The 21,749-nt window shown below is 53.3% G+C and carries 19 protein-coding genes; 1 reads left to right on the top strand and 18 read right to left on the bottom strand.

Annotated features, from left to right (window positions below):
- Entirely contained in the window at nucleotides 1-198 is a 198-nt protein-coding gene (gene yacG, locus ACJHWK_RS06455) for a DNA gyrase inhibitor YacG (protein WP_000005042.1), read from the top strand.
- 201 nt (nucleotides 199-399) lie between these two features.
- On the opposite strand, the gene mutT is transcribed toward yacG, so the two are convergent.
- From mutT to rsmH, 18 genes are all read right to left on the bottom strand, one after another.
- The gene (gene mutT, locus ACJHWK_RS06450) at nucleotides 400-798 is read right to left on the bottom strand and encodes an 8-oxo-dGTP diphosphatase MutT (protein WP_000736024.1); all 399 of its coding nucleotides are present in this window, start codon (nucleotides 796-798) and stop codon (nucleotides 400-402) included.
- 59 nt (nucleotides 799-857) lie between these two features.
- Nucleotides 858-3,563 carry a preprotein translocase subunit SecA gene (gene secA, locus ACJHWK_RS06445; RefSeq protein WP_000905780.1) on the bottom strand — a complete coding sequence of 902 codons (2,706 nt, stop codon included), beginning with the start codon at nucleotides 3,561-3,563 and terminating at the stop codon, nucleotides 858-860.
- 61 nt (nucleotides 3,564-3,624) lie between these two features.
- Entirely contained in the window at nucleotides 3,625-4,137 is a 513-nt protein-coding gene (secM, locus tag ACJHWK_RS06440) for a secA translation cis-regulator SecM (protein ID WP_000014320.1), read from the bottom strand.
- A 231-nt stretch (nucleotides 4,138-4,368) separates the two neighbouring features.
- Nucleotides 4,369-5,286 carry a UDP-3-O-acyl-N-acetylglucosamine deacetylase gene (lpxC, locus tag ACJHWK_RS06435; RefSeq protein WP_000595482.1) on the bottom strand — a complete coding sequence of 306 codons (918 nt, stop codon included), beginning with the start codon at nucleotides 5,284-5,286 and terminating at the stop codon, nucleotides 4,369-4,371.
- Nucleotides 5,287-5,386: 100 nt separating this feature from the next.
- Nucleotides 5,387-6,538, bottom strand: a complete 1,152-nt coding sequence (gene ftsZ, locus ACJHWK_RS06430) for a cell division protein FtsZ (RefSeq protein WP_001520491.1) — start codon at nucleotides 6,536-6,538, stop codon at nucleotides 5,387-5,389.
- Nucleotides 6,539-6,598: 60 nt separating this feature from the next.
- Nucleotides 6,599-7,861 carry a cell division protein FtsA gene (gene ftsA, locus ACJHWK_RS06425; protein ID WP_001520487.1) on the bottom strand — a complete coding sequence of 421 codons (1,263 nt, stop codon included), beginning with the start codon at nucleotides 7,859-7,861 and terminating at the stop codon, nucleotides 6,599-6,601.
- On the bottom strand, nucleotides 7,858-8,688 hold the full coding sequence (ftsQ, locus tag ACJHWK_RS06420; RefSeq protein WP_000075744.1) for a cell division protein FtsQ: 831 nt from the start codon (nucleotides 8,686-8,688) through the stop codon (nucleotides 7,858-7,860). Before ftsQ ends, ftsA begins: the two co-directional genes overlap by 4 nt.
- 1 nt (nucleotide 8,689) lies before the next feature.
- Complete coding sequence (ddlB, locus tag ACJHWK_RS06415) at nucleotides 8,690-9,610, bottom strand: D-alanine--D-alanine ligase (protein WP_000130056.1); 921 nt, start codon at nucleotides 9,608-9,610, stop codon at nucleotides 8,690-8,692.
- On the bottom strand, nucleotides 9,603-11,078 hold the full coding sequence (murC, locus tag ACJHWK_RS06410) for a UDP-N-acetylmuramate--L-alanine ligase (protein WP_170886336.1): 1,476 nt from the start codon (nucleotides 11,076-11,078) through the stop codon (nucleotides 9,603-9,605). Before murC ends, ddlB begins: the two co-directional genes overlap by 8 nt.
- Before the next feature lie 53 nt (nucleotides 11,079-11,131).
- Nucleotides 11,132-12,199: an undecaprenyldiphospho-muramoylpentapeptide beta-N-acetylglucosaminyltransferase gene (gene murG / locus ACJHWK_RS06405; protein ID WP_000016559.1), complete on the bottom strand. Its 1,068-nt coding sequence runs from the start codon at nucleotides 12,197-12,199 to the stop codon at nucleotides 11,132-11,134.
- On the bottom strand, nucleotides 12,196-13,440 hold the full coding sequence (ftsW, locus tag ACJHWK_RS06400) for a cell division protein FtsW (RefSeq protein WP_001295532.1): 1,245 nt from the start codon (nucleotides 13,438-13,440) through the stop codon (nucleotides 12,196-12,198). The genes murG and ftsW overlap by 4 nt, the downstream gene beginning before the upstream one ends.
- Entirely contained in the window at nucleotides 13,440-14,756 is a 1,317-nt protein-coding gene (murD, locus tag ACJHWK_RS06395) for a UDP-N-acetylmuramoyl-L-alanine--D-glutamate ligase (RefSeq protein ID WP_000796455.1), read from the bottom strand. The genes ftsW and murD overlap by 1 nt, the downstream gene beginning before the upstream one ends.
- A gap of 2 nt (nucleotides 14,757-14,758) precedes the next feature.
- The gene (gene mraY / locus ACJHWK_RS06390; RefSeq protein WP_001520481.1) at nucleotides 14,759-15,841 is read right to left on the bottom strand and encodes a phospho-N-acetylmuramoyl-pentapeptide-transferase; all 1,083 of its coding nucleotides are present in this window, start codon (nucleotides 15,839-15,841) and stop codon (nucleotides 14,759-14,761) included.
- Nucleotides 15,835-17,193: a UDP-N-acetylmuramoyl-tripeptide--D-alanyl-D-alanine ligase gene (gene murF / locus ACJHWK_RS06385; RefSeq protein WP_001520480.1), complete on the bottom strand. Its 1,359-nt coding sequence runs from the start codon at nucleotides 17,191-17,193 to the stop codon at nucleotides 15,835-15,837. The genes mraY and murF overlap by 7 nt, the downstream gene beginning before the upstream one ends.
- Nucleotides 17,190-18,677 (bottom strand): UDP-N-acetylmuramoyl-L-alanyl-D-glutamate--2,6-diaminopimelate ligase, encoded by a 1,488-nt coding sequence (gene murE / locus ACJHWK_RS06380; RefSeq protein WP_170886335.1) that lies wholly within the window; start codon nucleotides 18,675-18,677, stop codon nucleotides 17,190-17,192. Before murE ends, murF begins: the two co-directional genes overlap by 4 nt.
- Nucleotides 18,664-20,430 carry a peptidoglycan glycosyltransferase FtsI gene (ftsI, locus tag ACJHWK_RS06375; protein ID WP_000642204.1) on the bottom strand — a complete coding sequence of 589 codons (1,767 nt, stop codon included), beginning with the start codon at nucleotides 20,428-20,430 and terminating at the stop codon, nucleotides 18,664-18,666. Before ftsI ends, murE begins: the two co-directional genes overlap by 14 nt.
- Nucleotides 20,431-20,445: 15 nt before the next feature.
- Nucleotides 20,446-20,811: a cell division protein FtsL gene (gene ftsL / locus ACJHWK_RS06370; RefSeq protein ID WP_000625658.1), complete on the bottom strand. Its 366-nt coding sequence runs from the start codon at nucleotides 20,809-20,811 to the stop codon at nucleotides 20,446-20,448.
- Nucleotides 20,808-21,749 carry a 16S rRNA (cytosine(1402)-N(4))-methyltransferase RsmH gene (gene rsmH, locus ACJHWK_RS06365; protein WP_000970479.1) on the bottom strand — a complete coding sequence of 314 codons (942 nt, stop codon included), beginning with the start codon at nucleotides 21,747-21,749 and terminating at the stop codon, nucleotides 20,808-20,810. The genes ftsL and rsmH overlap by 4 nt, the downstream gene beginning before the upstream one ends.

The raw sequence follows: 21,749 nt of genomic DNA, 5'->3' as shown, positions 1-21,749 counted from the left end.
ATGTCAGAAACTATTACGGTGAATTGCCCAACCTGCGGGAAAACGGTGGTGTGGGGTGAAATCAGCCCGTTTCGGCCATTTTGTTCCAAACGTTGCCAGCTGATCGACCTCGGAGAATGGGCTGCTGAAGAAAAACGAATCCCCAGCAGTGGCGATCTTTCCGAAAGCGATGACTGGAGCGAAGAGCCAAAGCAGTGACATTTTGTCTGATGCGACGCTGGCCTGATAAGACGCGGGCAGCGTCGCATCAGGCATCGTGTGCAAATGTCGGATGCGATGTGAACGCCTTATCCGACCTACAAGACCTTACATATCAACGTGTTAAAATTGTAGATACTGATAAGACGCGCCAGCGTCGCATCGGGCATCTTGTGCAAATGTTGGATGCGGCATAAACACCTATCCAACGTACACGCGCTTAAGCTTCGCAATTACCGGTTCATTGGCTGGCGGAAACTCATCGGCATTAAGACCGACCAGCGACATCCACTTACCGGGTTGCCCTTCTTTACCCCACGGCTCCCCTTCCCAGCTTTCGACCAGCCAGAACCACAGTGTTATATGCCTGTCCGGGAATTCATATTCCAGTTTTTCAAATAGCGAAAAATGTTGCGGGGTAATCCCGACTTCCTCCTGAAGTTCACGCACCACCGCCTGTTCCGGCGTTTCGCCCATTTCAATTTTACCGCCGGGAAACTCCAGTTTATTCGCCATGTGCGCATCTGCTGCGCGACGGGTTATAAAGATTTCATTGTTCTCGTTGCGAATAATACCTACCGCAATTTGCAGCTTTTTCATTGTCTTAAACCTATAAAAAAGGCGCAGAATCCTGCGCCTTTTACTTCAACTGTTAGCTTTTATTGCAGGCGACCATGGCACTGCTTGTATTTTTTACCAGAACCGCACGGGCAAGGATCGTTACGTCCTACTTTGCGCTCACCGGTTTGCGCCGCCAGTGCAGCTGCAGCTGCAGAGTCGTCATCCTGATGGCTAAGCTGCTGCATCTGCGCTAAACGCTCGGCTTCCATACGACGCTGTTGTTCCAGCTCCTCAACCTCTTCAGGCATACGTACCTGAACTTTGCTCAGCGTACTGATAACTTCATATTTCAACGACTCCAGCATCGCTGCAAACATGGAGAACGATTCACGTTTGTATTCCTGCTTCGGATCTTTCTGTGCATAGCCACGCAGGTGGATACCCTGACGCAGATAGTCCATCGCCGCCAGGTGCTCTTTCCACAGAGAGTCAAGCGTTTGCAGCATGACGCCTTTTTCGAAGTGACGCATCATCTCAGCACCAACCACTTCTTCTTTACGCTGATACACTTCGATGGACTGCGCCAGAATGCGCTCACGCAGCGTCTCTTCATGCAGTTCTGGTTCTTTATCCAGCCACTCGGCAATTGGCAAATCGAGGTCGAAATCGTTCTTCAGACGTTCCTGCAGCCCCGGAATATCCCACATTTCTTCCAGCGACTGTGGTGGAATGTAGGCATCAATGGTCGCTTTGAACACATCTTCACGAATGCTGTTGATGGTTTCGCTCACATCGCTGACATCCAGCAGTTCGTTACGCTGGGAGTAAATGGCGCGACGCTGATCGTTAGCCACGTCATCATATTCCAGCAGTTGCTTACGAATGTCGAAGTTACGACTTTCAACTTTACGCTGGGCGTTGGCAATCGCTTTAGTCACCCACGGGTGTTCAATGGCTTCGCCTGGCTTCATACCCAGTTTACGCATCATGCCGGATACTCGGTCGGAAGCAAAAATACGCATCAGCGCATCTTCCATCGACAGGTAGAAACGGGAAGAACCAGCATCCCCCTGACGACCAGAACGACCGCGCAACTGGTTATCGATACGACGGGATTCGTGACGCTCGGTACCGATGATATGCAGGCCACCTGCTGCCAGTACCGCATCGTGACGTACCTGCCAGTCGGCTTTAATTTTTTCAATTTGCTCTGCGGTCGGATTTTCCAGCGCGGCAACTTCTGCCTGCCAGCTACCACCGAGCACAATATCTGTACCACGACCCGCCATGTTGGTCGCGATAGTCACCGCAGCCGGATAACCTGCCTGAGCAACAATCGCCGCTTCGTTGGCGTGGAATTTGGCGTTCAGGACGTTGTGCTTAATACCGGCTTTGGTCAGTTCGTTTGACACCAGCTCAGATTTTTCGATGGAGATAGTACCCACCAGCACCGGCTGGCCTTTCGCAGTACGTTCTTTGATATCTTCAATGATCGCCTGAATTTTTTCTGCTTCAGTCATGTAGACCAGGTCCGGCAGATCTTTACGAATCATTGGACGGTTGGTCGGAACAACGACGGTATCCAGCTTATAGATGGAGCTGAATTCGAAAGCTTCGGTATCAGCAGTACCAGTCATCCCCGCCAGTTTTTCATACAGACGGAAGTAGTTCTGGAAGGTGATCGACGCCAGCGTTTGGTTTTCGTTCTGGATCTGCACACCTTCTTTCGCTTCCACAGCCTGGTGCAGACCATCGGACCAGCGACGCCCCTGCATGGTACGACCGGTGTGTTCGTCAACGATGATAACTTCACCATCTTTAACGATGTAATCGACGTCGCGGGTAAACAGCGCATGAGCGCGCAGCGCCGCCGTTACGTGGTGCATCAGCATGATGTTTGCCGGAGAGTACAGAGACTCCCCTTCATCCATGATGCCTTCTTTCACCAGCAGTTCTTCAATCAGGACCAGACCACGTTCGGTCAGGTTCACCTGACGAGATTTTTCGTCCACCGAGAAGTGGCCTTCGCCCTGGAAGGTTTCGGAGTCTTCTTTTTCCTGACGGATCAGGTGCGGAATAATTTTATTCACGCGTTTATACATTTCCGAGCTGTCTTCTGCCGGGCCGGAAATGATCAGCGGTGTACGAGCTTCATCGATCAGGATGGAGTCCACTTCGTCCACCAGCGCATAGTGCAGTTTACGCTGTACACGTTCTTCAGGGCTGAACGCCATGTTATCGCGCAGGTAGTCAAAGCCGTATTCGTTGTTCGTACCGTAAGTGATGTCAGCTGCGTAAGCTTCACGCTTCGCCGGTGCTGGCATGCCCGGCAGGTTGATACCGACAGTCAGGCCAAGGAATTCAAACAGCGGACGGTTGTTTTCGGCGTCACGTTGCGCCAGGTAGTCGTTGACGGTAACAACGTGTACGCCCTTACCGGTTAATGCGTTCAGGTAAGCAGGCAGCGTTGCGGTCAGGGTTTTACCTTCACCGGTACGCATTTCGGCGATGCAGCGTTCGTTAAGAACCATACCGCCGAGTAACTGAACGTCGAAGTGACGCATACCAAAGACGCGCTTACTTGCCTCACGCACCACGGCGAAAGCTTCCGGGATCAGATTTTCCAGCACTTCGCCTTTTTCCAGACGTGCACGAAACTCTGCGGTTTTCCCTTTCAGTTCTTCGTCGGAGAGTTTTTCCATCTCCGGTTCCATGGCATTGATGATGTTAACCACTTTGCGCATCCGGCGCAGGGTGCGATCGTTACGACTACCGAAAACTTTAGTTAATAATTTGATTAGCATAATAAAATCTCAAACGCCCCGCGTTGCGGAGTCAATAAAATGAAGTAAAGGTTTATTGTTGTTAGCTGAGGCGTTGAGGGCCAGCACGGATGCCTTGCGCCTGGCTTATCCAGACGGGCGTGCTGAATTTTGCTTGCGGGGTAAAATGCGCATAATCAATGCGATAACCCTTTTCAGACGGCGTGCCTTCCTGGGTCAACAGCGCGCTGAGCGTATCCAGTAATGCAAGATGTTGCGCCTGAAGAGGCAAAGATTCTTCAGCAACGGGCAGCGTTTGCGGTGCCATTGCGAAGGAAAGATGACGGATTACCGTGCGAATGGCATGTTGATGCCAGTAATCAACGGAATAGTTCGAATTCGGGCGGCGCGTGTTCGCTTCCAGCAAGGCCAATTGACCAAAGTTAACTTTGGCTGAAGGCTCGTGGTTGCGGGTTGTCGCTTTTGCGGGCGCGTTTGGTTCGGCGGCGTTGCTGAGCGCAGGCAAACCTAAACTCGCCGCGACCATCCCTAATAAGAGATGCGGCCAGAAGTAGCGTTTACCAAACTGTCGCCAGCGCGTCAGTATTCCACTCACGTTATTGCCATCCCGATCGTATTTAAACGTATTTAGCGCACAAATCTTATCATTAAAGCCTGAAGTCCACAGCACGAATGAAGATAAGTTATGCGTAAAAGTGCTTAAGAAAACAGCGTTCGCACCGTTTTTTATCGTTCTTATAAAATTCAAAAAAAAAACGACTGGTTCACCTGGCCGGAGAGAGTGCCAGATTTGCCAGTCGAATTTTATACGACAGTATAAATGTCGTTATGCCAGTACGGCTGAAGGCGCTTTGAAGGCCAACGGCAGTTCTGCGTCGTCCTGGAAGGTCACATATTCCCAGGCTTCCTGTTTCGCCAGGACAGCCTGCAGCAGTTTGTTATTCAGTGCATGACCGGATTTATAAGCGGTAAATGCACCAATAATATTGTGACCACACATGAACAAGTCACCGATCGCATCAAGCATTTTGTGACGCACAAATTCGTCTTCAAAACGCAGGCCGTCTTCGTTCAGTACGCGATAATCGTCAACAACGATGGCACAATCGAAGCTGCCGCCCAGGCACAAACCACGGGACTGCAGATATTCGATATCACGCATGAAACCGAACGTACGCGCACGGCTGATCTGGCGCATAAACGCATCAGCGGAGAAGTTCATCGCATAGCGCTGGTTGCTGGAATCAATAGCCGGATGGTTAAAATCGATGGTGAAATCCAGCGAAAAACCATTGTACGGCTTAAATTCAGCCCACTTATCGCCATCTTCGACACGAACAGTCTCTTTGATGCGAACAAATTTCTTGGCGCAGTTCAACTCGTCGATACCGGCGTCAAGCAGCAGATATACAAACGGAGCGGCGCTGCCGTCCATGATCGGGATTTCCGGCGCGTTAACTTCGATAACAATGTTATCGATGCCCAGGCCCGCGAGAGCAGCATTGAGGTGCTCTACGGTTGAAATCCGTACATCATGCTCGTTGACCAGACACGTACAGAGCATGGTATCACGCACAGATTTGGCATCGGCCGGGAAATCTACCGGTGGATTCAAGTCGGTGCGACGATAGATGACCCCGGTGTTGGCCGGCGCAGGGCGTAACGTCAGGGTGACTTTCTTGCCGGTATGTAAACCGACACCCGTCGCCTGAACGATACGTTTAAGTGTCCTTTGTTTGATCATCGTATTATCTCGCCAAATTACCTATCCAACCGAAGTGTACTATACATTCGGCGGGCCAGTTTAGCACAAAGAGCCTCGAAACCCAAATTCCAGTCAATTCTTAATCAGCTTGCTTACGCAGGAATGCTGGGATATCCAGATAATCCGGCTCTTTCGCAGTTTGCGGCGCATTGTCATTCACAACTTTAGCAACCGGCTTCTGCTCCTGGGTCAGCGGAGCCATCCCGTGCTGCTGGTAGCGTTCCATCACTGGCTGCTGAACCTGCTTATTGGTCACCAGAGTGATTTCAGGACGTTTGTCCATGCCGATACCTGTCGCAACAACAGTTACACGCAGCTCGTCATTCATATCCGGGTCAAGAGAAGTACCGATAACCACAGTCGCGTTGTCGGAAGCAAATGCACGGATGGTGTTACCTACCGTTTCGAACTCATCCAGACGCAGGTCGAAGCCCGCTGTGATGTTAACCAGCACGCCGCGCGCGCCAGACAGGTCGATATCTTCAAGCAGCGGAGAAGAGATAGCCATTTCAGCAGCTTCTTCCGCACGGTCTTCACCGCTCGCCACGCCAGAACCCATCATTGCGTAGCCCATTTCAGACATTACGGTGCGTACGTCTGCAAAGTCCACGTTCATCAAACCCGGACGAGTAATCAGTTCGGCGATACCTTGCACAGCGCCTTTGAGTACATCGTTCGCTGCGCCAAACGCATCCAGCAGGGAGATACCGCGGCCCAGAACTTTCAGCAGTTTGTCGTTCGGGATAGTGATCAGAGAGTCCACATGTTTGGACAGTTCAGTGATCCCCTGCTCCGCGAATGCCATACGCTTCTTGCCTTCAAAGTTGAAAGGCTTAGTGACGACAGCAACGGTCAGGATACCCAAATCTTTTGCCACTTCAGCGACGACTGGAGCTGCGCCTGTACCGGTACCACCACCCATACCCGCAGCAATAAAGACCATGTCTGCACCTTCCAGCGCCGCACGCAGTGCATCGCGATCCTCATCAGCCGCATTACGGCCAACTTCTGGATTAGCGCCAGCGCCCAGTCCTTTGGTGATACCGCTACCGATTTGAATCGTCTGTCCAACCGCTGTTTTACGCAGCGCTTGTGCATCGGTATTTACCGCGAAGAATTCAACACCTTCAATGCGCTCGCGCACCATGTGTTCAACAGCATTACCGCCGCCGCCGCCGACGCCGATGACTTTAATCACCGCGTCATTGGTAAGTTCCATTGGTTCAAACATAGTTTCTCTCCGATTTGTGCCTGTCGCCTGAGGCCGTAATCATCGTCGGCCTCATAAAAATTAAAACTCTTTTCGCAGCCAACTATTGAGTCGCTTGATCCACGAGCCAACTGATGCTGTACCACGTTTTTCTACTTCAGCTTCACCGTTAAGATGTGACTCTTTTCCATAGTGAAGCAATCCCACCGCCGTCGAATAATACGGCTCCTGAGCATAATCCGTTAAACCGGTAATGTTCAGCGGCGCGCCGATACGCACTTGCGTATGAAACACGCGCTGAGCACAGGCTGCAAGACCTTCGATCTGCGCTGCGCCACCAGTTAATACAATGCCTGCCGCCAGGTGATGTTTAACCCCTTGTTGGCGAAGCTTTTCCTGCAACTGCAATATCTCTTCGTTGACCAGGTTGAGCAGCTCGGTATAGCGCGGCTCGATCACCTCTGCCAGGGTCTGACGTTGCAGACTCCGCGGCGGACGACCGCCTACGCTCGGCACTTCCACGCTCTCATCTTTTCCAACGATGGAACCCAGCGCACAACCGTGGCGAACTTTAATCGCTTCGGCGTCGCTTGGCGGCGTGCCAAAGGCGTAAGCGATATCACTGGTCACGACATTGCCAGCATAAGGAATTACCTTAGTGTGGCGCAATGCCCCACCGGTATAAACGGCGATATCCATTGTACCACCACCGATATCGACGACGCAGACACCCAGTTCACGTTCATCTTCCGTCAATACCGAATAACTTGATGCCAGTCCAGCAAATATCAGTTGGTCAACTTTCAGCCCACAACGTTCAACCGCTTTGACGATGTTTTTCGCCATATCGTTGTGACATGTGATCAGGTGCACTTTTGCCTGCATCCGCACGCCCGAAAGTCCTACCGGATTCTTGATCCCTTCCTGATAGTCAATCGCATACTCTTGCGGGATCACATGCAGCACACGGTGTTCATCGCGCACACGCACCGATTTCGCGGTATGGACGACGTTTTCCACATCTTCTTGCGTTACTTCTTCTTCAGAAATAGGCACCATACCAATTTCATTCTGGCAGCTGATATGCTTACCAGAAAGCGCCAGATATACCGAAGAGATCTGACAATCTGCCATCAATTCTGCCTGGTCAATGGCGCGTTGTACGCACTTGACCACGGATTCGAGGTCGTTCACCCCGCCTTTATCCATACCACGTGACGGGCAGCTGCCCACGCCAATGATATTGACCATACCGTCGGGCAGAACTTCCCCTACTAAAGCGGCAACCTTCGCGGTACCAATCTCCAGTCCTACTACCAGTTTTCTGTCCGTCGCCTTGATCATTGTTGTTCTGCCTGTGCCTGATTTTGTTGCTGAGTAGATTCCTCTGGCGGCAAGGGCGCCCAGCCTACTGCCGCTCCAGAGTCATAACGCAAATCAACGTAGCTAATCCGTTTGCCATCGGTTTGCGCCTGCTGCTGTAAAACCGGATAAAGTTCTACAAAGCGAGCCAAACGTTTCATCGTATCGCCCCGGCCAAGATTGAGCTTAATATCGTTATTCAGCGTCAACTGCCAGGAACGCCGCGCGGTCATCGCCGCTTCCTTCAGAGTAAATCTGTCCTTTGCCAGCATCTGCCCCATTTCGCGATAGCCCTGCAACACTTCATTGGCGCTGCCTTCCGGGCCATACAGCATTGGAAGCACCTGCTTGCTGGTGCGATCTGGCGGCACGCTGAAAGTGTTTCCTTCCGCGTCTACCATATGTTGATCATTCCACCGCGCAATCGGCACATATTCAACCAGATGAATCTTCAATTCATCAGGCCACTGCTTTCTGACGCTCACCTGCTTAATCCACGGCAGGCGTTGTTCTATTTGCGTCTGGATGATGTTGACATCCTGGGTCATAAAGGTACCTGGCTCACCCAATGCCAGGATCGACTGCCGGATATCGTCATTACGCGTGTAATGGCGTTCACCGGTCAACACCAGCTTTGAGAGCGGCAGGCGTTGCGCATCTTCCATCCAGCCCAACACGACCCAGCCGCTCACCAACACTGTCGTTAAAACGGTCAGCAGGAAAAGGATCCCCGCCAGACGCGTTCCATTATTGCGGCGAGAAGAAACCTCTTCTTCGCTGTTTCGCGTGTTCAGAGCAGCCTGCGACATATTAGTCCGCCAGTTCCAGAATTCGTACTACCAACTGCGAGAAGCTCATACCTGCCTGACGTGCCGCCATCGGCACCAGGCTGTGGCTGGTCATACCCGGTGAGGTATTGGCTTCCAGCAGATAAAACTGTCCATCGCTGTCCAGCATAACGTCAATACGTCCCCATCCTTTGCAACCTAACGTCGTCCATGCTTTCAGCACTAATGCCTGCAAATTGGCCTCTTGTGACGCTTCCAGACCTGCGGGGCAGAAATACTGTGTCTCATCAGAGAGATACTTCGCCTCATAATCATAGAAGGTTCCGGACGGTTGAATACGTATTGACGGTAAAATTTCTTCACCGAGTATCGCAACCGTGAACTCCGGCCCACTTAGCCATTTTTCAATCAATACTTCCTCATCGTGCTGAAATGCCAATCTTAATGCATCTTGTAGAGCATTTTCTGCTACTACTTTTGACATTCCCACACTGGAACCTTCGCGGCTCGGCTTAACGATAACCGGCAAACCCAGAGCAGAAATTTCTGCTAACTGCTTATCACTCAGGCCTTTTTCAAACTCTGCGCGGGTTAACGCTACCCACGGAGCGACCGGTAAACCAGCGCCCTGCCAAAGCAATTTGCTGCGTAGTTTATCCATTGAAAGCGCAGATGCCATCACTCCGCTGCCGGTATAAGGCAAGCCCATCAGCTCGAGCATGCCCTGCAGCGTGCCATCTTCACCGCCGCGACCGTGTAGCGCGATAAACACTTTCTGAAAGCCCATCGACTTCAGTTGCGTCACGTCGACTTCTTTCGGGTCGACAGGATACGCGTCAATACCGCCTTCACGCAGCCCGGCTAACACCGCTGCGCCAGAATTCAGAGAAACTTCCCGCTCAGCGGAGGTCCCACCCAACAGGACCGCGATTTTATCAGTCATGTTGTGCTTCCTCCGGAGCTTGCGGCTTCAGTTTGATTTCAGCTAAAGAACGGGCAATTTTTCCAATATTACCAGCCCCCTGAACGAGAATCAGGTCGTTACCGGTTAATACCGGTGCCAGCATCTCGGCTACCTGCGCCGGGTCAGGCACCAGAATGGGATCAATTTTCCCACGTCCACGAATTGTGCGACACAGCGAACGGCTGTCCGCTCCCGGAATTGGCGCTTCGCCAGCCGGATACACTTCCAGCATCAACAGGGTATCAACCTGCGTCAGCACATTGGCGAAATCATCATACAGGTCGCGTGTACGGGTAAAACGGTGCGGCTGAAACAGCATTACCAGGTTTTTATCCGGCCAGCCTGCACGCGCCGCTTTAATAGTGGCGTCCACTTCCGTCGGGTGGTGGCCGTAGTCATCGACCAGCATTGCCGTACCGCTTTTACCATTCACTGGCTCCAGCGGGAATTCACCGAGGAAATCAAAACGACGACCAGTCCCCTGGAAGCTCTCCAGCGCACGCAAAATAGCCTCGTCGTCAATGCCCTCTTCCGTAGCAACCGCAACCGCAGCTGCGGCGTTCAGCGCGTTATGACGACCTGGCGCATTTAGGGTGACGCGCATCGGCTCTTTGTCCTGGCGCAGCAGCGTAAAGTGCCCTTGCGGGCCAATCTGCTGATAATCTTCTACACGCACGTCGGCATCTTCGCTGAAGCCGTAAGTCGTGGTCTGACGTCCCACACGCGGTAACAATTCGCGGATCACCGGATCATCAACACACATCACTGCACGACCGTAAAACGGCAGGTTGTGCAGAAAATTAATAAAGGTCTGTTTTAAATTCTCAAAGTCGCCCTGGTAGGTATCCATGTGGTCGGCTTCGATATTGGTGACAATCGCCACCATCGGTTGCAGATGCAGGAACGATGCATCACTCTCATCTGCTTCGGCAATCAGGTACCGACCATGCCCCAAACGCGCATGAACCCCCGCCGCTTTTACCAGCCCACCGTTAACGAAGGTTGGGTCGAGCCCCGCTTCTGCGTAGATGCTGGAAACCATCGCAGTGGTTGTCGTTTTGCCGTGCGTTCCGGCAATGGCGATGCCATGACGAAAACGCATTAACTCAGCCAGCATTTCGGCACGACGGATCACCGGAATACGCGCTTCATGAGCTGCGACAATTTCCGGGTTATCGGCAGAAATCGCGCTGGAAACAACGACCACGCTGGCATCACGTACGTTTTCCGGGCGATGGTTGAAATAAATCGTCGCCCCAAGATTCATTAACTGTTGCGTGACCGGATTTGGCGCTAAATCGGAACCACTGATCTGATAACCTTCATTGGCCAGAACTTCGGCAATACCGCCCATACCGGCACCACCGATGCCGACAAAATGTATGTGCCGAACGCGACGCATTTCGGGCACGATGGAACGCAGTTTTGCCAATTGTTGTGTATTCATTCTTTACGCCATTAACTTCTTAAATTCATACGATGCAAAAGGCATCGCTACAATTACGCCCGGGCAGCCCGGCTCACTTCATTTGCCACTCGCTCGGTGGCATCCGGAATGGATGCGGCGCGGGCGCGTTCTGCCATGGTTAATAAGGTTTCTCGCGACCACCCGGCCAGGGTGTTGGCGACAGCATCCACGCTAAGCTGTGGCTGCTCGATAATTTTGGCTGCGCCCGCTTTTTCCAGCGGTAGCGCATTCCAGTATTGCTGGCGGTCTTTATGTTGAAACGGCACAAACAACGCCGGTAGTCCTGCCGCGGCGATTTCACTCACCGTTAACGCACCGGAGCGGCAAACGACGACATCCGCCCACGCATACGCCGCCGCCATATCATCAATAAATTCCGTCACTTTATGCTGCGGTTGCCCCGCTTCGGCATACGCCTGTTCAACGGATTGTTGCGAACCTTTGCCGCTCTGATGCCAGATAGTGACTGAATCACCCAGTTTCGCAGCAACCTGCGGCATTGTCTGGTTAAGAATGCGTGCGCCCTGGGACCCCCCCACTACCAACACACGAACCGGACCTTCACGTCCAGCCAAACGTTGCTGCGGCAACGGCAGCGCCAGCACATCGGTACGCACCGGGTTACCCACCACTTCCGCATTAGGGAAAGCGCCTGGAAACGCCTGCATCACTTTGGTGGCAATCTTAGCCAGCCATTTATTGGTTAAGCCCGCAATACCGTTTTGTTCATGAAGCACAACCGGAATGCCTAACGACCACGCGGCCAGACCACCTGGACCTGATACGTAGCCGCCCATACCGAGCACCACGTCAGGTTTGTACGCTTTCATAATCGCCCGCGCCTGACGCCAGGCGTTGAAGATACGCAGCGGGGCAGCTATCAGTGCTTTTATACCTTTTCCACGCAGACCAGAGATACGAATGAAATCAATTTCGATGCCATGTTTTGGCACTAAGTCCGCTTCCATACGGTCGGCAGTCCCCAGCCAGCGAACTTGCCAACCCTGAGCCATTAGATGGTGCGCAACCGCCAGCCCCGGGAATACATGTCCACCGGTTCCGCCTGCCATCACCATTAATCGCTTTCCTTGACCACTCATCGTGAACCTCGTACAAACGCCTGCGCTTTCTCCAGACGCGTTTCATAATCAATACGCAACAGCATCATGATGGCTGTCGACATAATCAGTAAGCTCGAACCACCGTAACTGATCAGCGGCAATGTCAGACCTTTGGTCGGTAACATCCCCGCCGCCGCGCCTACGTTAACCAGCGCCTGGAAGCTAAACCAGATGCCAATGGAACAGGCGAGAAAACCGGAAAAACGATGGTCAATTTCTAATGCTTTACGGCCAATCGACATCGCACGAAAAGCGACGAAGAATACCATTAAAAGTGCTAGTACCACACCGACATAACCTAATTCTTCGCCGATAATGGCGAAAATAAAGTCAGTGTGCGCTTCCGGCAGATACTCCAGTTTTTGTACCGAGTTACCTAAACCTTGCCCCCAAAGTTCGCCGCGACCAAACGCCATCAGCGATTGCGTTAACTGATAGCCGCTGCCAAAGGGATCTTCCCACGGGTTCCAGAATGCGGTAACACGGCGGATACGGTACGGTTCGGCGAGGATCAGCAACACAACCGCTGAAATGCCCATACCGATAATGGCAATGAACTGCCACAATTTCGCTCCCGCCAGGAATAACATCGCCAGCGTAGTCACAAACAACACCACCACCGTACCAAGGTCTGGCTGTGCCAGCAGTAACACTGCCAACACCAGAATCACGCCCATCGGTTTCAGGAAGCCGCGCAGGTTATTACGTACTTCGTCGCCTTTACGCACCAGATAGTTGGCGATATAGCAAAACAACGACAGTTTTGTCAGCTCCGCAGGCTGGATACGCAGCAAGCCGAGATCGATCCAACGCGATGCCCCTTTAACAGAGCTACCCACTACCAGAACGATCATCAACAGGATGATTGATCCGAGTAGCATCGTAGCGCTGTAACGTTGCCAGAACTCCATCGGCAGACGCAGCGTAATGATCGCCAGAATGAATGCCAGGATCAGATAGACGCCATCACGCTTCGCGAAGAAGAACGGATCGTTGGTTAAGCGTTGCCCTATGGGCATTGACGCCGAGGTCACCATGATAAAGCCAATCGCCGCGAGGCCGAAGGTCAGCCACAGTAAGGTGCGATCGTACATGATCAGGCTGTCGGTATCTTTTTCCCGCGAGCCCATCACCCAGCCCTTTAGCGCCGTGGAGATCCAGACCAGAATACTGAATCCTGGCAGGCGCGGCATTTTCAGGCGAGGGAGAGATAAACGCATCAACCTAACTCCTTCGCCAGACGGGCAAACTCATTGCCTCGTTGTTCAAAGTTCTTGAACTGATCAAGGCTGGCACAGGCCGGGGAGAGCAGAACCATATCGCCCGGCTGAACACGCGGAGCCAGCAAGCGCATCGCCTGTTCCATGGTTTCGGTTTGTTCTGCCACTTCCGGGCGTAGCGCCGCCAGCTGCGCGCCGTCCCGACCGAAACAATACAGACGTACGTTATCGCCATTCAGGTAACGCGCCAGTGGGCTAAAATCTGCCGATTTACCATCGCCGCCCAGCAACAAATGCAGCGTGCCGTCTACGTGCAGGCCATTCAGTGCCGCTTCCGTACTGCCGACGTTGGTCGCTTTTGAATCGTTAATCCAGCGCACACCGTTATGCTCCAGCACAACTTCAAAGCGATGCGGCAGACCAGTGAATGTGGTTAACGCTTTCAGGCTGCTGGCGCGCGGCAAACCAGCTGCGTCTGCCAGTGCCAGTGCTGCGAGCGCATTGGTGTAGTTATGCTGCCCGGAAAGTTTCATTTCTTTCACGTTCAGCACTTTCTCGCCTTTCACCCGCAGCCAGGTTTCGCCCTGCTGATGATTCAGGTGATAGTCACCCATGTTGACGCCAAAGCTGACGCAGCGTTCATCCGCACCGCGAATCGGCATTGTTAAGGCATCATCAGCATTAACCACGCAAATTTTTGCGTTTTCGTAAATGCGCAGTTTTGCTGCACGATACTGTTGTAAACCAAACGGATAGCGATCCATATGATCTTCAGTTACGTTCAGAATGGTCGCTGCTACCGCCTGTAAACTGGAGGTGGTTTCAAGCTGGAAGCTCGACAGCTCTAGCACGTACAGTTCGCACTCATCATCCAGCAGCATCAACGCAGGCAGGCCAATATTGCCACCCACACCAACGTTAACCCCCGCCGCTTTCGCCATTTCACCCACTAGAGTGGTGACCGTGCTTTTGCCGTTAGAACCGGTGATCGCCACAATCGGTGCTTGTGCTTCACGACAGAACAGCTCGATATCGCCAACGATTTCGATTCCGGCATCAGCGGCAGCGCTTAAGGATGGATGCGCCAGTGCAATACCGGGACTGGCGACAATCAGATCTGCCGCCATCAGCCATTCATCATTCAGACCGCCCGTGTGGCGTTCTACGGCTTCGGGTAATTTATCCAGGCCAGGCGGTGTCATACGCGTATCCATAACGCGCGGCGTCACACCGCGAGCGAGGAAAAAGTCCACGCAAGAAAGCCCGGTGAGGCCCAGGCCGATAATGACGACATTTTTACCCTGGTAATCAGCCATGATTAACGTACCTTCAGCGTTGCCAGACCAATCAGGACCAGCATCAGCGAAATAATCCAGAAACGCACAATGACGCGCGGTTCCGGCCAGCCTTTCAGTTCATAGTGGTGATGAATCGGTGCCATGCGGAAAATACGTTGTCCGCGCAGTTTAAAGGAGCCGACCTGCAGGATGACGGAAAGTGTTTCTACCACGAACACGCCCCCCATAATCACCAGCAGGAATTCCTGACGCAGCAGTACGGCGATAATGCCTAACGCACCACCTAACGCCAGCGAACCGACATCGCCCATAAAGACCTGCGCCGGATAGGTGTTAAACCACAGGAAGCCCAGCCCTGCCCCGACTATCGCGGTACAGACAATGACCAGTTCCCCGGCGTGTCGTAGATACGGTATGTGTAAATAGCTGGCAAAGTTCATGTTGCCGGTCGCCCACGCCACCAGCGCAAAACCACCGGAGACAAATACGGTCGGCATAATTGCCAGACCGTCAAGACCATCAGTCAGGTTTACCGCGTTGCCTGTACCCACAATGACGAAGTAAGCCAGCAGAATGTAGAACAGCCCCAGTTGCGGCATCACATCTTTAAAGAACGGAACCACCAGCTGCGTTGCGGGCGTGTCTTTGCCGGCAAGGTACAGCGCGAAGGCAACACCCAGCGCAATGACCGACATCCAGAAATACTTCCAACGAGCGATCAACCCTTTGGTGTCTTTACGCACCACTTTGCGATAGTCATCAACAAAGCCAATGATGCCGTAACCTACCAGCACCACCAGTACGCACCAGACGTACGGATTGGATGGATAAGCCCACAGCAGCACGGAGATCACAATCGCTGTCAGGATCATAATCCCGCCCATGGTCGGCGTACCGCGCTTGCTGAAGTGTGATTCAGGACCGTCGTTACGCACTACCTGACCAAAGGAAAGTTTTTGCAAATGAGCAATCATACGCGGGCCCATCCACAATGAGATGAACAGCGCGGTCAGCAGGCTGACGATGGCGCGAAACGTCAGATAGGAAAAGACGTTAAAGCCGGAATAATATTTGACCAAATGTTCGGCCAGCCAAACTAACATGTCCCATTCTCCTGTAAAGCGCGTACTACCTCTTCCATGGCGGCACTACGTGAACCCTTAACTAAAATCGTAATTACCTGTTGCTCAGCAATCAGTGATTTAATACGCGCGATAAGCGCTGTTTTATCTGCAAAATGTTCGCCAACGCCGCTGGCGGTGCTGATAGCATGGCTTTGTTTACCCACGCTTAACACGCGGTCAATACCAGCAGCTTTTGCCGCTTCGCCCACCTGTACATGGCAGGCTTCGCTTTCAGCGCCCAGTTCCGCCATATCGCCCACCACCAGCACGCGGTAGCCCGGCATTTCAGCCAGTACCTGGACTGCTGCGGTCATTGAACCGACATTGGCGTTGTAGGAGTCGTCGAGCAGCAACTGGTTTTCTGCCAGTTGGATGGGGAACAGACGGCCTGGAACAGCTTTCAGATTTGCCAGCCCCGCTTTGATAGCATCAAGCGTTGCGCCCACGGACATGGAGAGCGCAGCGGCTGCCAGCGCATTCGCAATATTGTGACGCCCCGGCAACGGCAGCAGAACATCCACGCTACCGGTTGGGGTTTGCAGGGTAAATTCCGTACCGTGCGAAGTCACATGGATGTTGGTGGCGGTGAAATCGCTGTTGGCGGCATTGGGTGAGAAACGCCACACTTTGCGTGAGCCAATTACGCTCTGCCAGTTCAGCCAGTCGTTGTTGTCGGCATTCATAATGGCGATACCGTTTTCCGGCAGGCCGCTAAAGATTTCACCTTTCGCTTTCGCGACACCCGCAAGCGAGCCAAAACCTTCCAGATGTGCCGCTGCCAGGTTGTTGACCAGCGCCGCTTCCGGGCGAGTCAGACTCACAGTCCAGGCAATTTCGCCCTGATGGTTCGCGCCAAGTTCAATGACTGCGTAATCGTATTCCGACGTTAAGCGCAGCAGCGTCATCGGTACGCCGATGTCGTTGTTGAGATTGCCTGCCGTATAAAGCGTGTTGCCGCACTGGCTTAAAATCGCCGCCGTCATCTCTTTAACGGAGGTTTTGCCGGAGGAACCCGTCAGAGCAACCACGCGCGCCGGAACTTGCTGGCGAACCCATGCAGCCAGTTCACCAAACGCCAGACGCGTATCCTTGACGATTAACTGCGGCAGATCGATATCCAGCGGACGGCTGACCAGTAGTGCGCCCGCGCCGCCAGCTTTCGCCTGGTCGGCAAAATCATGAGCATCGAAACGTTCGCCTTTCAGGGCAACAAACAGGCAGCCCGGCGTCAGTTTTCGCGTGTCAGTGGTTACAGCATCAAGGGTAATATCTGCACCTTGCAGTTCACCGTTGAGAATATCGGTAAGTTGGCTAAGGGTTACGCTAATCATGCAATCACCCCCAGCAGACGCGCCACCGTGACGCGATCGGAGTAGTCCAGACGCTGATTGCCAACAATCTGGTAATCCTCATGACCTTTGCCCGCGACCAGTACCACATCATTCTCTTTAGCCTGCATAACGGCGCAAGTCACCGCTTCAGCACGGCCTTCCATCACTTTGGCATGTCCGGCATCTAACATTCCCGCCAGAATATCGTTGATGATGGCACGCGGTTCTTCGGTACGCGGGTTATCGTCCGTCACCACCGCCACGTCAGCAAACTCTTCAGCAATTGCGCCCATCAGTGGACGTTTGCCTTTATCACGATCGCCACCACAGCCAAAGACGCACCACAGCTTGCCTGCACAGTGCAGGCGCGCCGCCTGTAAGGCTTTTTCCAGTGCATCTGGCGTATGCGCGTAATCCACCACCACCGTCGGTTTGCCTGGTGCAGTGAACACTTCCATACGTCCGCAAACCGGTTGCAGACGCGCGGCGGTTTTCAGCAAATCAGCCAGCAGATAGCCGAGTGCCAGCAGCGTCGCCAGCGCCAGCAGCAAGTTGCTGACGTTAAAAGCGCCCATCAGATGGCTTTCAATTTCGCCATCGCCCCAGCTTGAGCTAAAGCGAATCGTCGCACCGCTGTCGTGATAGTTCACGTCGGTCGCTTTCAACCAGCGTCCGTGACAGTTCGGATTGATATGATCTTCCATTGACACCGCAACTGCGTCTGGCAGTTTTGCCAGCCAGCGGCGACCCACTTCATCGTCGGCGTTAACAATCGCCTGACCGCAATGATGTGCAGAATAAAGCAGCCATTTCGCGGCTTCGTAGTGTTCCATATCACCATGATAATCAAGGTGATCGCGGCTTAAGTTGGTAAAGACCGACGCCGCAAATTTCAATGCCGCCACACGGTGCTGTACCAGCCCGTGGGAGGAAACTTCCATTGCGCAAAAAGTCGCGCCCTGATCCACCAGCCCCGCCAGCTCATGCTGAACATCGACTGCCGAACCGGTTGTATTTTCTGTCGGGATCACTTTCCCCAGCAGGCCGTTACCAACGGTGCCCATTACCGCGCTGGTTTCGCCAAGCAGTTGGCTCCACTGCGCCAGCAGCTGGGTCGTCGTGGTTTTGCCGTTGGTGCCCGTTACGCCTACAAGACGTAAATTGTCAGAGGGTTCATGGTAAAAGCGGCCCGCCAGTGCAGATAAACGCTCGTTGAGCTGGCTGAGATAGATGACCGGTACGCCGTGCATTTCACGGATTTCACCGTCGGTCGCCTCATCTTTCGCCTCTGCAATAATGGCAGCCACACCTTGCGCTATCGCCTGCGGGATATATCGACGCCCGTCCGCCTGATGACCTACTACAGCTACAAAGAGATCGCCCGCCGCAGCCACACGGCTGTCGAGTGTCATCTCTCGCAGTGCTCGCGAAGGTGCGTCTGGCACCCACGGAGCAAGAAGGTCGCGCAAATTACGATCTGCCACCTGTCCCCTCGCCTTGATTAATCACAAATTCATTTTTATCGCCCGTTGTCAGCGCATCCGGCTCGATGTTCATGGTACGCAATACGCCGCCCATGATGGCACCAAAGACCGGCGCGGAAACGGCGCCGCCGTAGTATTTACCCGCCTGCGGATCGTTGATAACAACAACCAGCGCGAAGCGCGGCTGACTCGCAGGCGCAACGCCTGCGGTATAAGCAATATATTTATTGATGTAGCGACCGTCCGGCCCGACCTTTTTCGCGGTACCGGTTTTAATGGCGATACGATAGCCCTTAATCGCCGCCTTCACGCCGCCACCACCCGGTAGCGCCACGCTTTCCATCATATGCACCACGGTGCGAACAATGGATTCCGGGAAGACTCGTTCACCGGGAACCGGGGGGTCAACTTTGGTAATCGACAGTGGGCGATAAATGCCGTAGCTGCCGATAGTTGCGTAGACTCGCGCTAACTGTAACGGTGTTACCATTAGCCCGTAGCCGAAAGAGAAGGTGGCCCTCTCTATGTCAGACCACCGTTGTTTTTGAGGATATAAGCCACTGCGTTCTCCGACCAACCCCAAATTGGTCGCTTTTCCCAGTCCAAAACGTGAGTAAGTATCTACTAACGCTGAGGACGGCATCGCTAACGCCAGCTTGGAAACACCGACGTTACTCGACTTCTGTAATACCCCGGTCAGGGTTAATTCGCTGTAGCGTGCCACGTCTTTGATTTCGTGGCCGTTAATTCGATAAGGAACGGTATTGAGTACCGAGTTTTCCCGCACTACGCCACGTTGCAACGCGGTCATCACCACCATCGGTTTAACCGTTGAACCCGGTTCAAACACGTCGGTGATGGTACGGTTACGCATCGCCTCTTTCGGCGTGCCGCTCAGATTGTTAGGGTTGTATGACGGGCTGTTAGCCATCGCCAGCACTTCACCGGTGTTGACATCCACCAGCACGGCGCTACCAGATTCAGCTTTGTTAAAGGCCACCGCGTTGTTCAGTTCGCGATAAACCAGCGCCTGCAGGCGTTCATCAATACTCAGCGCCAGGTTGTGCGCCGCCTGACTGTCGGTGGAAGAGATATCTTCAATTACGCGACCATAGCGGTCTTTACGCACAATGCGCTCACCCGGCTGCCCGGTAAGCCATTTATCGAAACTCTTCTCGACGCCCTCAATCCCCTGACTATCGACGTTAGTAAAGCCGATGAGGTGAGCAGTCACTTCGCCGGATGGATAATAACGGCGAGATTCTTCACGCAGATGAATCCCCGGCAGTTTCAGTTTTTTGATGTAGTCCGCCATGTCAGGGTTTACCTGACGCGCCAGATAAATAAAGCGCCCTTTCGGGTTGGCGTTAATGCGGGCTGAAAGCTGATCCAGCGGAATATTGAGCGCGTTAGCCAGCGCCTTCCAGCGGTCACCGACGCTGATACCGCCAGCGTCATGCACTTCTTTCGGGTCAGCCCAAATCGCTTTTACCGGCACGCTCACCGCTAACGGGCGACCAGAACGGTCAGTAATCATGCCGCGGGAGGTGGAAACTTGCTGAACGCGAAGAGAACGCATGTCGCCCTCTTTCACCAGCATATCCGGGGAGATAACTTGTAACCACGCTACGCGTCCGAGCAGAAAAGCCAGCGCCAGGAGAATACAGCCGCATAACAACGCAAAACGCCAACTGATAAAGTTGGCATGTTCTTCCTGACGTTTTGGTTTCTGCGTTTTCGCCGCTGCTTTCATGCGTCGCGTTTATCCTTATTTTTGCACTACGATATTTTCTTGTGACGGATCAACATGCTGCATTTGCAGCTTTTCCGTGGCGATCCTTTCCACCCGGCTATGGTCGCCGAGCGCATTCTCTTCAAGGATCAGGTTGCGCCATTCAATGTCTAAAGCATCTCGCTCCAGCACCAGTTGTTCGCGCTGAGCGGTCAGTAAACGGGTATGGTGCGCCGTGGTTACCACGGTCACCGCCGTCAAAATAATGCAAATGAACAGGCAGAGTGGCAGCTTCCCAAATCGCAAAAGATCGTCACCGATAACACCAGGCAATGCATGGCGCTCGTGGCTTCCCATCGATCCTTTAACTTTGCTTAGAGCTTCTGTCACTCTGCTGATCATGCGTTCGTCCTCTCTGCAATACGCAGAACTGAACTACGGGCACGAGGGTTCTCAGCCACCTCTTCTTCGCCCGGCATTAACTTGCCTAGTGCTCGCAGCTGACGGCCACCCAGTTTTTTGAGCTGCTCTTCAGTCATCGGTAACCCTGCCGGAACTTGCGGACCGCGGCTGTTTTCACGCATAAAACGTTTCACAATACGGTCTTCCAGCGAGTGGAAGCTGATGATCGAAAGCCGCCCACCCGGGGCCAGCACGTTGAGCGAGCTTTTTAGCGCCTGCTCTATCTCCTCCAGTTCACTGTTTACCCAAATGCGCACCGCCTGGAAGGTCCGAGTCGCGGGATGTTTAAACTTATCTTTCACCGGCGTTGCAGCAGCCACGACTTCCGCCAGTTCTTTGGTGCGGGTCATCGGCTGTTCGCGGTTTCGCTCGACAATGGCGCGGGCAATGCGTTTAGCAAAACGCTCTTCACCGTAGGTTTTCAATACCCAGGCGATATCGGCTTCTTCTGCGGTTTGTAGCCATTCAGCGGCTGACTGCCCACGGGTTGGGTCCATACGCATGTCCAGCGGACCATCGCGCATAAAGGAAAAGCCGCGTTCAGCATCATCAAGTTGCGGTGAAGAGACGCCAAGATCGAGGAGAATGCCGTCGATCTTGCCGATAAGATCGCGCTCGGCAACGTATTCGCCCAGCGCGGAGAAAGGTCCGTGGATGATGGAGAAGCGCGGATCATCAATAGTCTTCGCAACGGCGATAGCCTGCGGGTCGCGATCGATCGCCAGCAAACGCCCCTCTTCGCCAAGCTGCGAGAGGATCAAACGTGAGTGACCACCGCGACCAAAAGTCCCATCAATGTAGATGCCATCAGGACGGATATTGAGGCCATTAACGGCTTCATCCAGCAGCACCGTAGTATGTTTATAGTTTTCCATCAT

This window comes from Escherichia sp. WS547 (genome assembly GCF_046486065.1).
Taxonomy (GTDB): Bacteria; Pseudomonadota; Gammaproteobacteria; order Enterobacterales; family Enterobacteriaceae; genus Escherichia; species Escherichia coli.
This window is presented reverse-complemented; position numbering and strand designations above follow the sequence as displayed.

What these genes read in the sequence shown, in the direction of transcription:
- rsmH (WP_000970479.1), bottom strand. Translation starts at nt 21,749, where the DNA reads ATGATGGAAAACTATAAACATACTACGGTGCTGCTGGATGAAGCCGTT.
- murF (WP_001520480.1), bottom strand. Translation starts at nt 17,193, where the DNA reads ATGATTAGCGTAACCCTTAGCCAACTTACCGATATTCTCAACGGTGAA.
- murD (WP_000796455.1), bottom strand. Translation starts at nt 14,756, where the DNA reads ATGGCTGATTACCAGGGTAAAAATGTCGTCATTATCGGCCTGGGCCTC.
- ftsI (WP_000642204.1), bottom strand. Translation starts at nt 20,430, where the DNA reads ATGAAAGCAGCGGCGAAAACGCAGAAACCAAAACGTCAGGAAGAACAT.
- ftsZ (WP_001520491.1), bottom strand. Translation starts at nt 6,538, where the DNA reads ATGTTTGAACCAATGGAACTTACCAATGACGCGGTGATTAAAGTCATC.
- yacG (WP_000005042.1), top strand. Translation starts at nt 1, where the DNA reads ATGTCAGAAACTATTACGGTGAATTGCCCAACCTGCGGGAAAACGGTG.
- secA (WP_000905780.1), bottom strand. Translation starts at nt 3,563, where the DNA reads ATGCTAATCAAATTATTAACTAAAGTTTTCGGTAGTCGTAACGATCGC.
- ftsA (WP_001520487.1), bottom strand. Translation starts at nt 7,861, where the DNA reads ATGATCAAGGCGACGGACAGAAAACTGGTAGTAGGACTGGAGATTGGT.
- ddlB (WP_000130056.1), bottom strand. Translation starts at nt 9,610, where the DNA reads ATGACTGATAAAATCGCGGTCCTGTTGGGTGGGACCTCCGCTGAGCGG.
- ftsQ (WP_000075744.1), bottom strand. Translation starts at nt 8,688, where the DNA reads ATGTCGCAGGCTGCTCTGAACACGCGAAACAGCGAAGAAGAGGTTTCT.
- murC (WP_170886336.1), bottom strand. Translation starts at nt 11,078, where the DNA reads ATGAATACACAACAATTGGCAAAACTGCGTTCCATCGTGCCCGAAATG.
- mraY (WP_001520481.1), bottom strand. Translation starts at nt 15,841, where the DNA reads ATGTTAGTTTGGCTGGCCGAACATTTGGTCAAATATTATTCCGGCTTT.
- ftsW (WP_001295532.1), bottom strand. Translation starts at nt 13,440, where the DNA reads ATGCGTTTATCTCTCCCTCGCCTGAAAATGCCGCGCCTGCCAGGATTC.
- mutT (WP_000736024.1), bottom strand. Translation starts at nt 798, where the DNA reads ATGAAAAAGCTGCAAATTGCGGTAGGTATTATTCGCAACGAGAACAAT.
- murG (WP_000016559.1), bottom strand. Translation starts at nt 12,199, where the DNA reads ATGAGTGGTCAAGGAAAGCGATTAATGGTGATGGCAGGCGGAACCGGT.
- ftsL (WP_000625658.1), bottom strand. Translation starts at nt 20,811, where the DNA reads ATGATCAGCAGAGTGACAGAAGCTCTAAGCAAAGTTAAAGGATCGATG.
- lpxC (WP_000595482.1), bottom strand. Translation starts at nt 5,286, where the DNA reads ATGATCAAACAAAGGACACTTAAACGTATCGTTCAGGCGACGGGTGTC.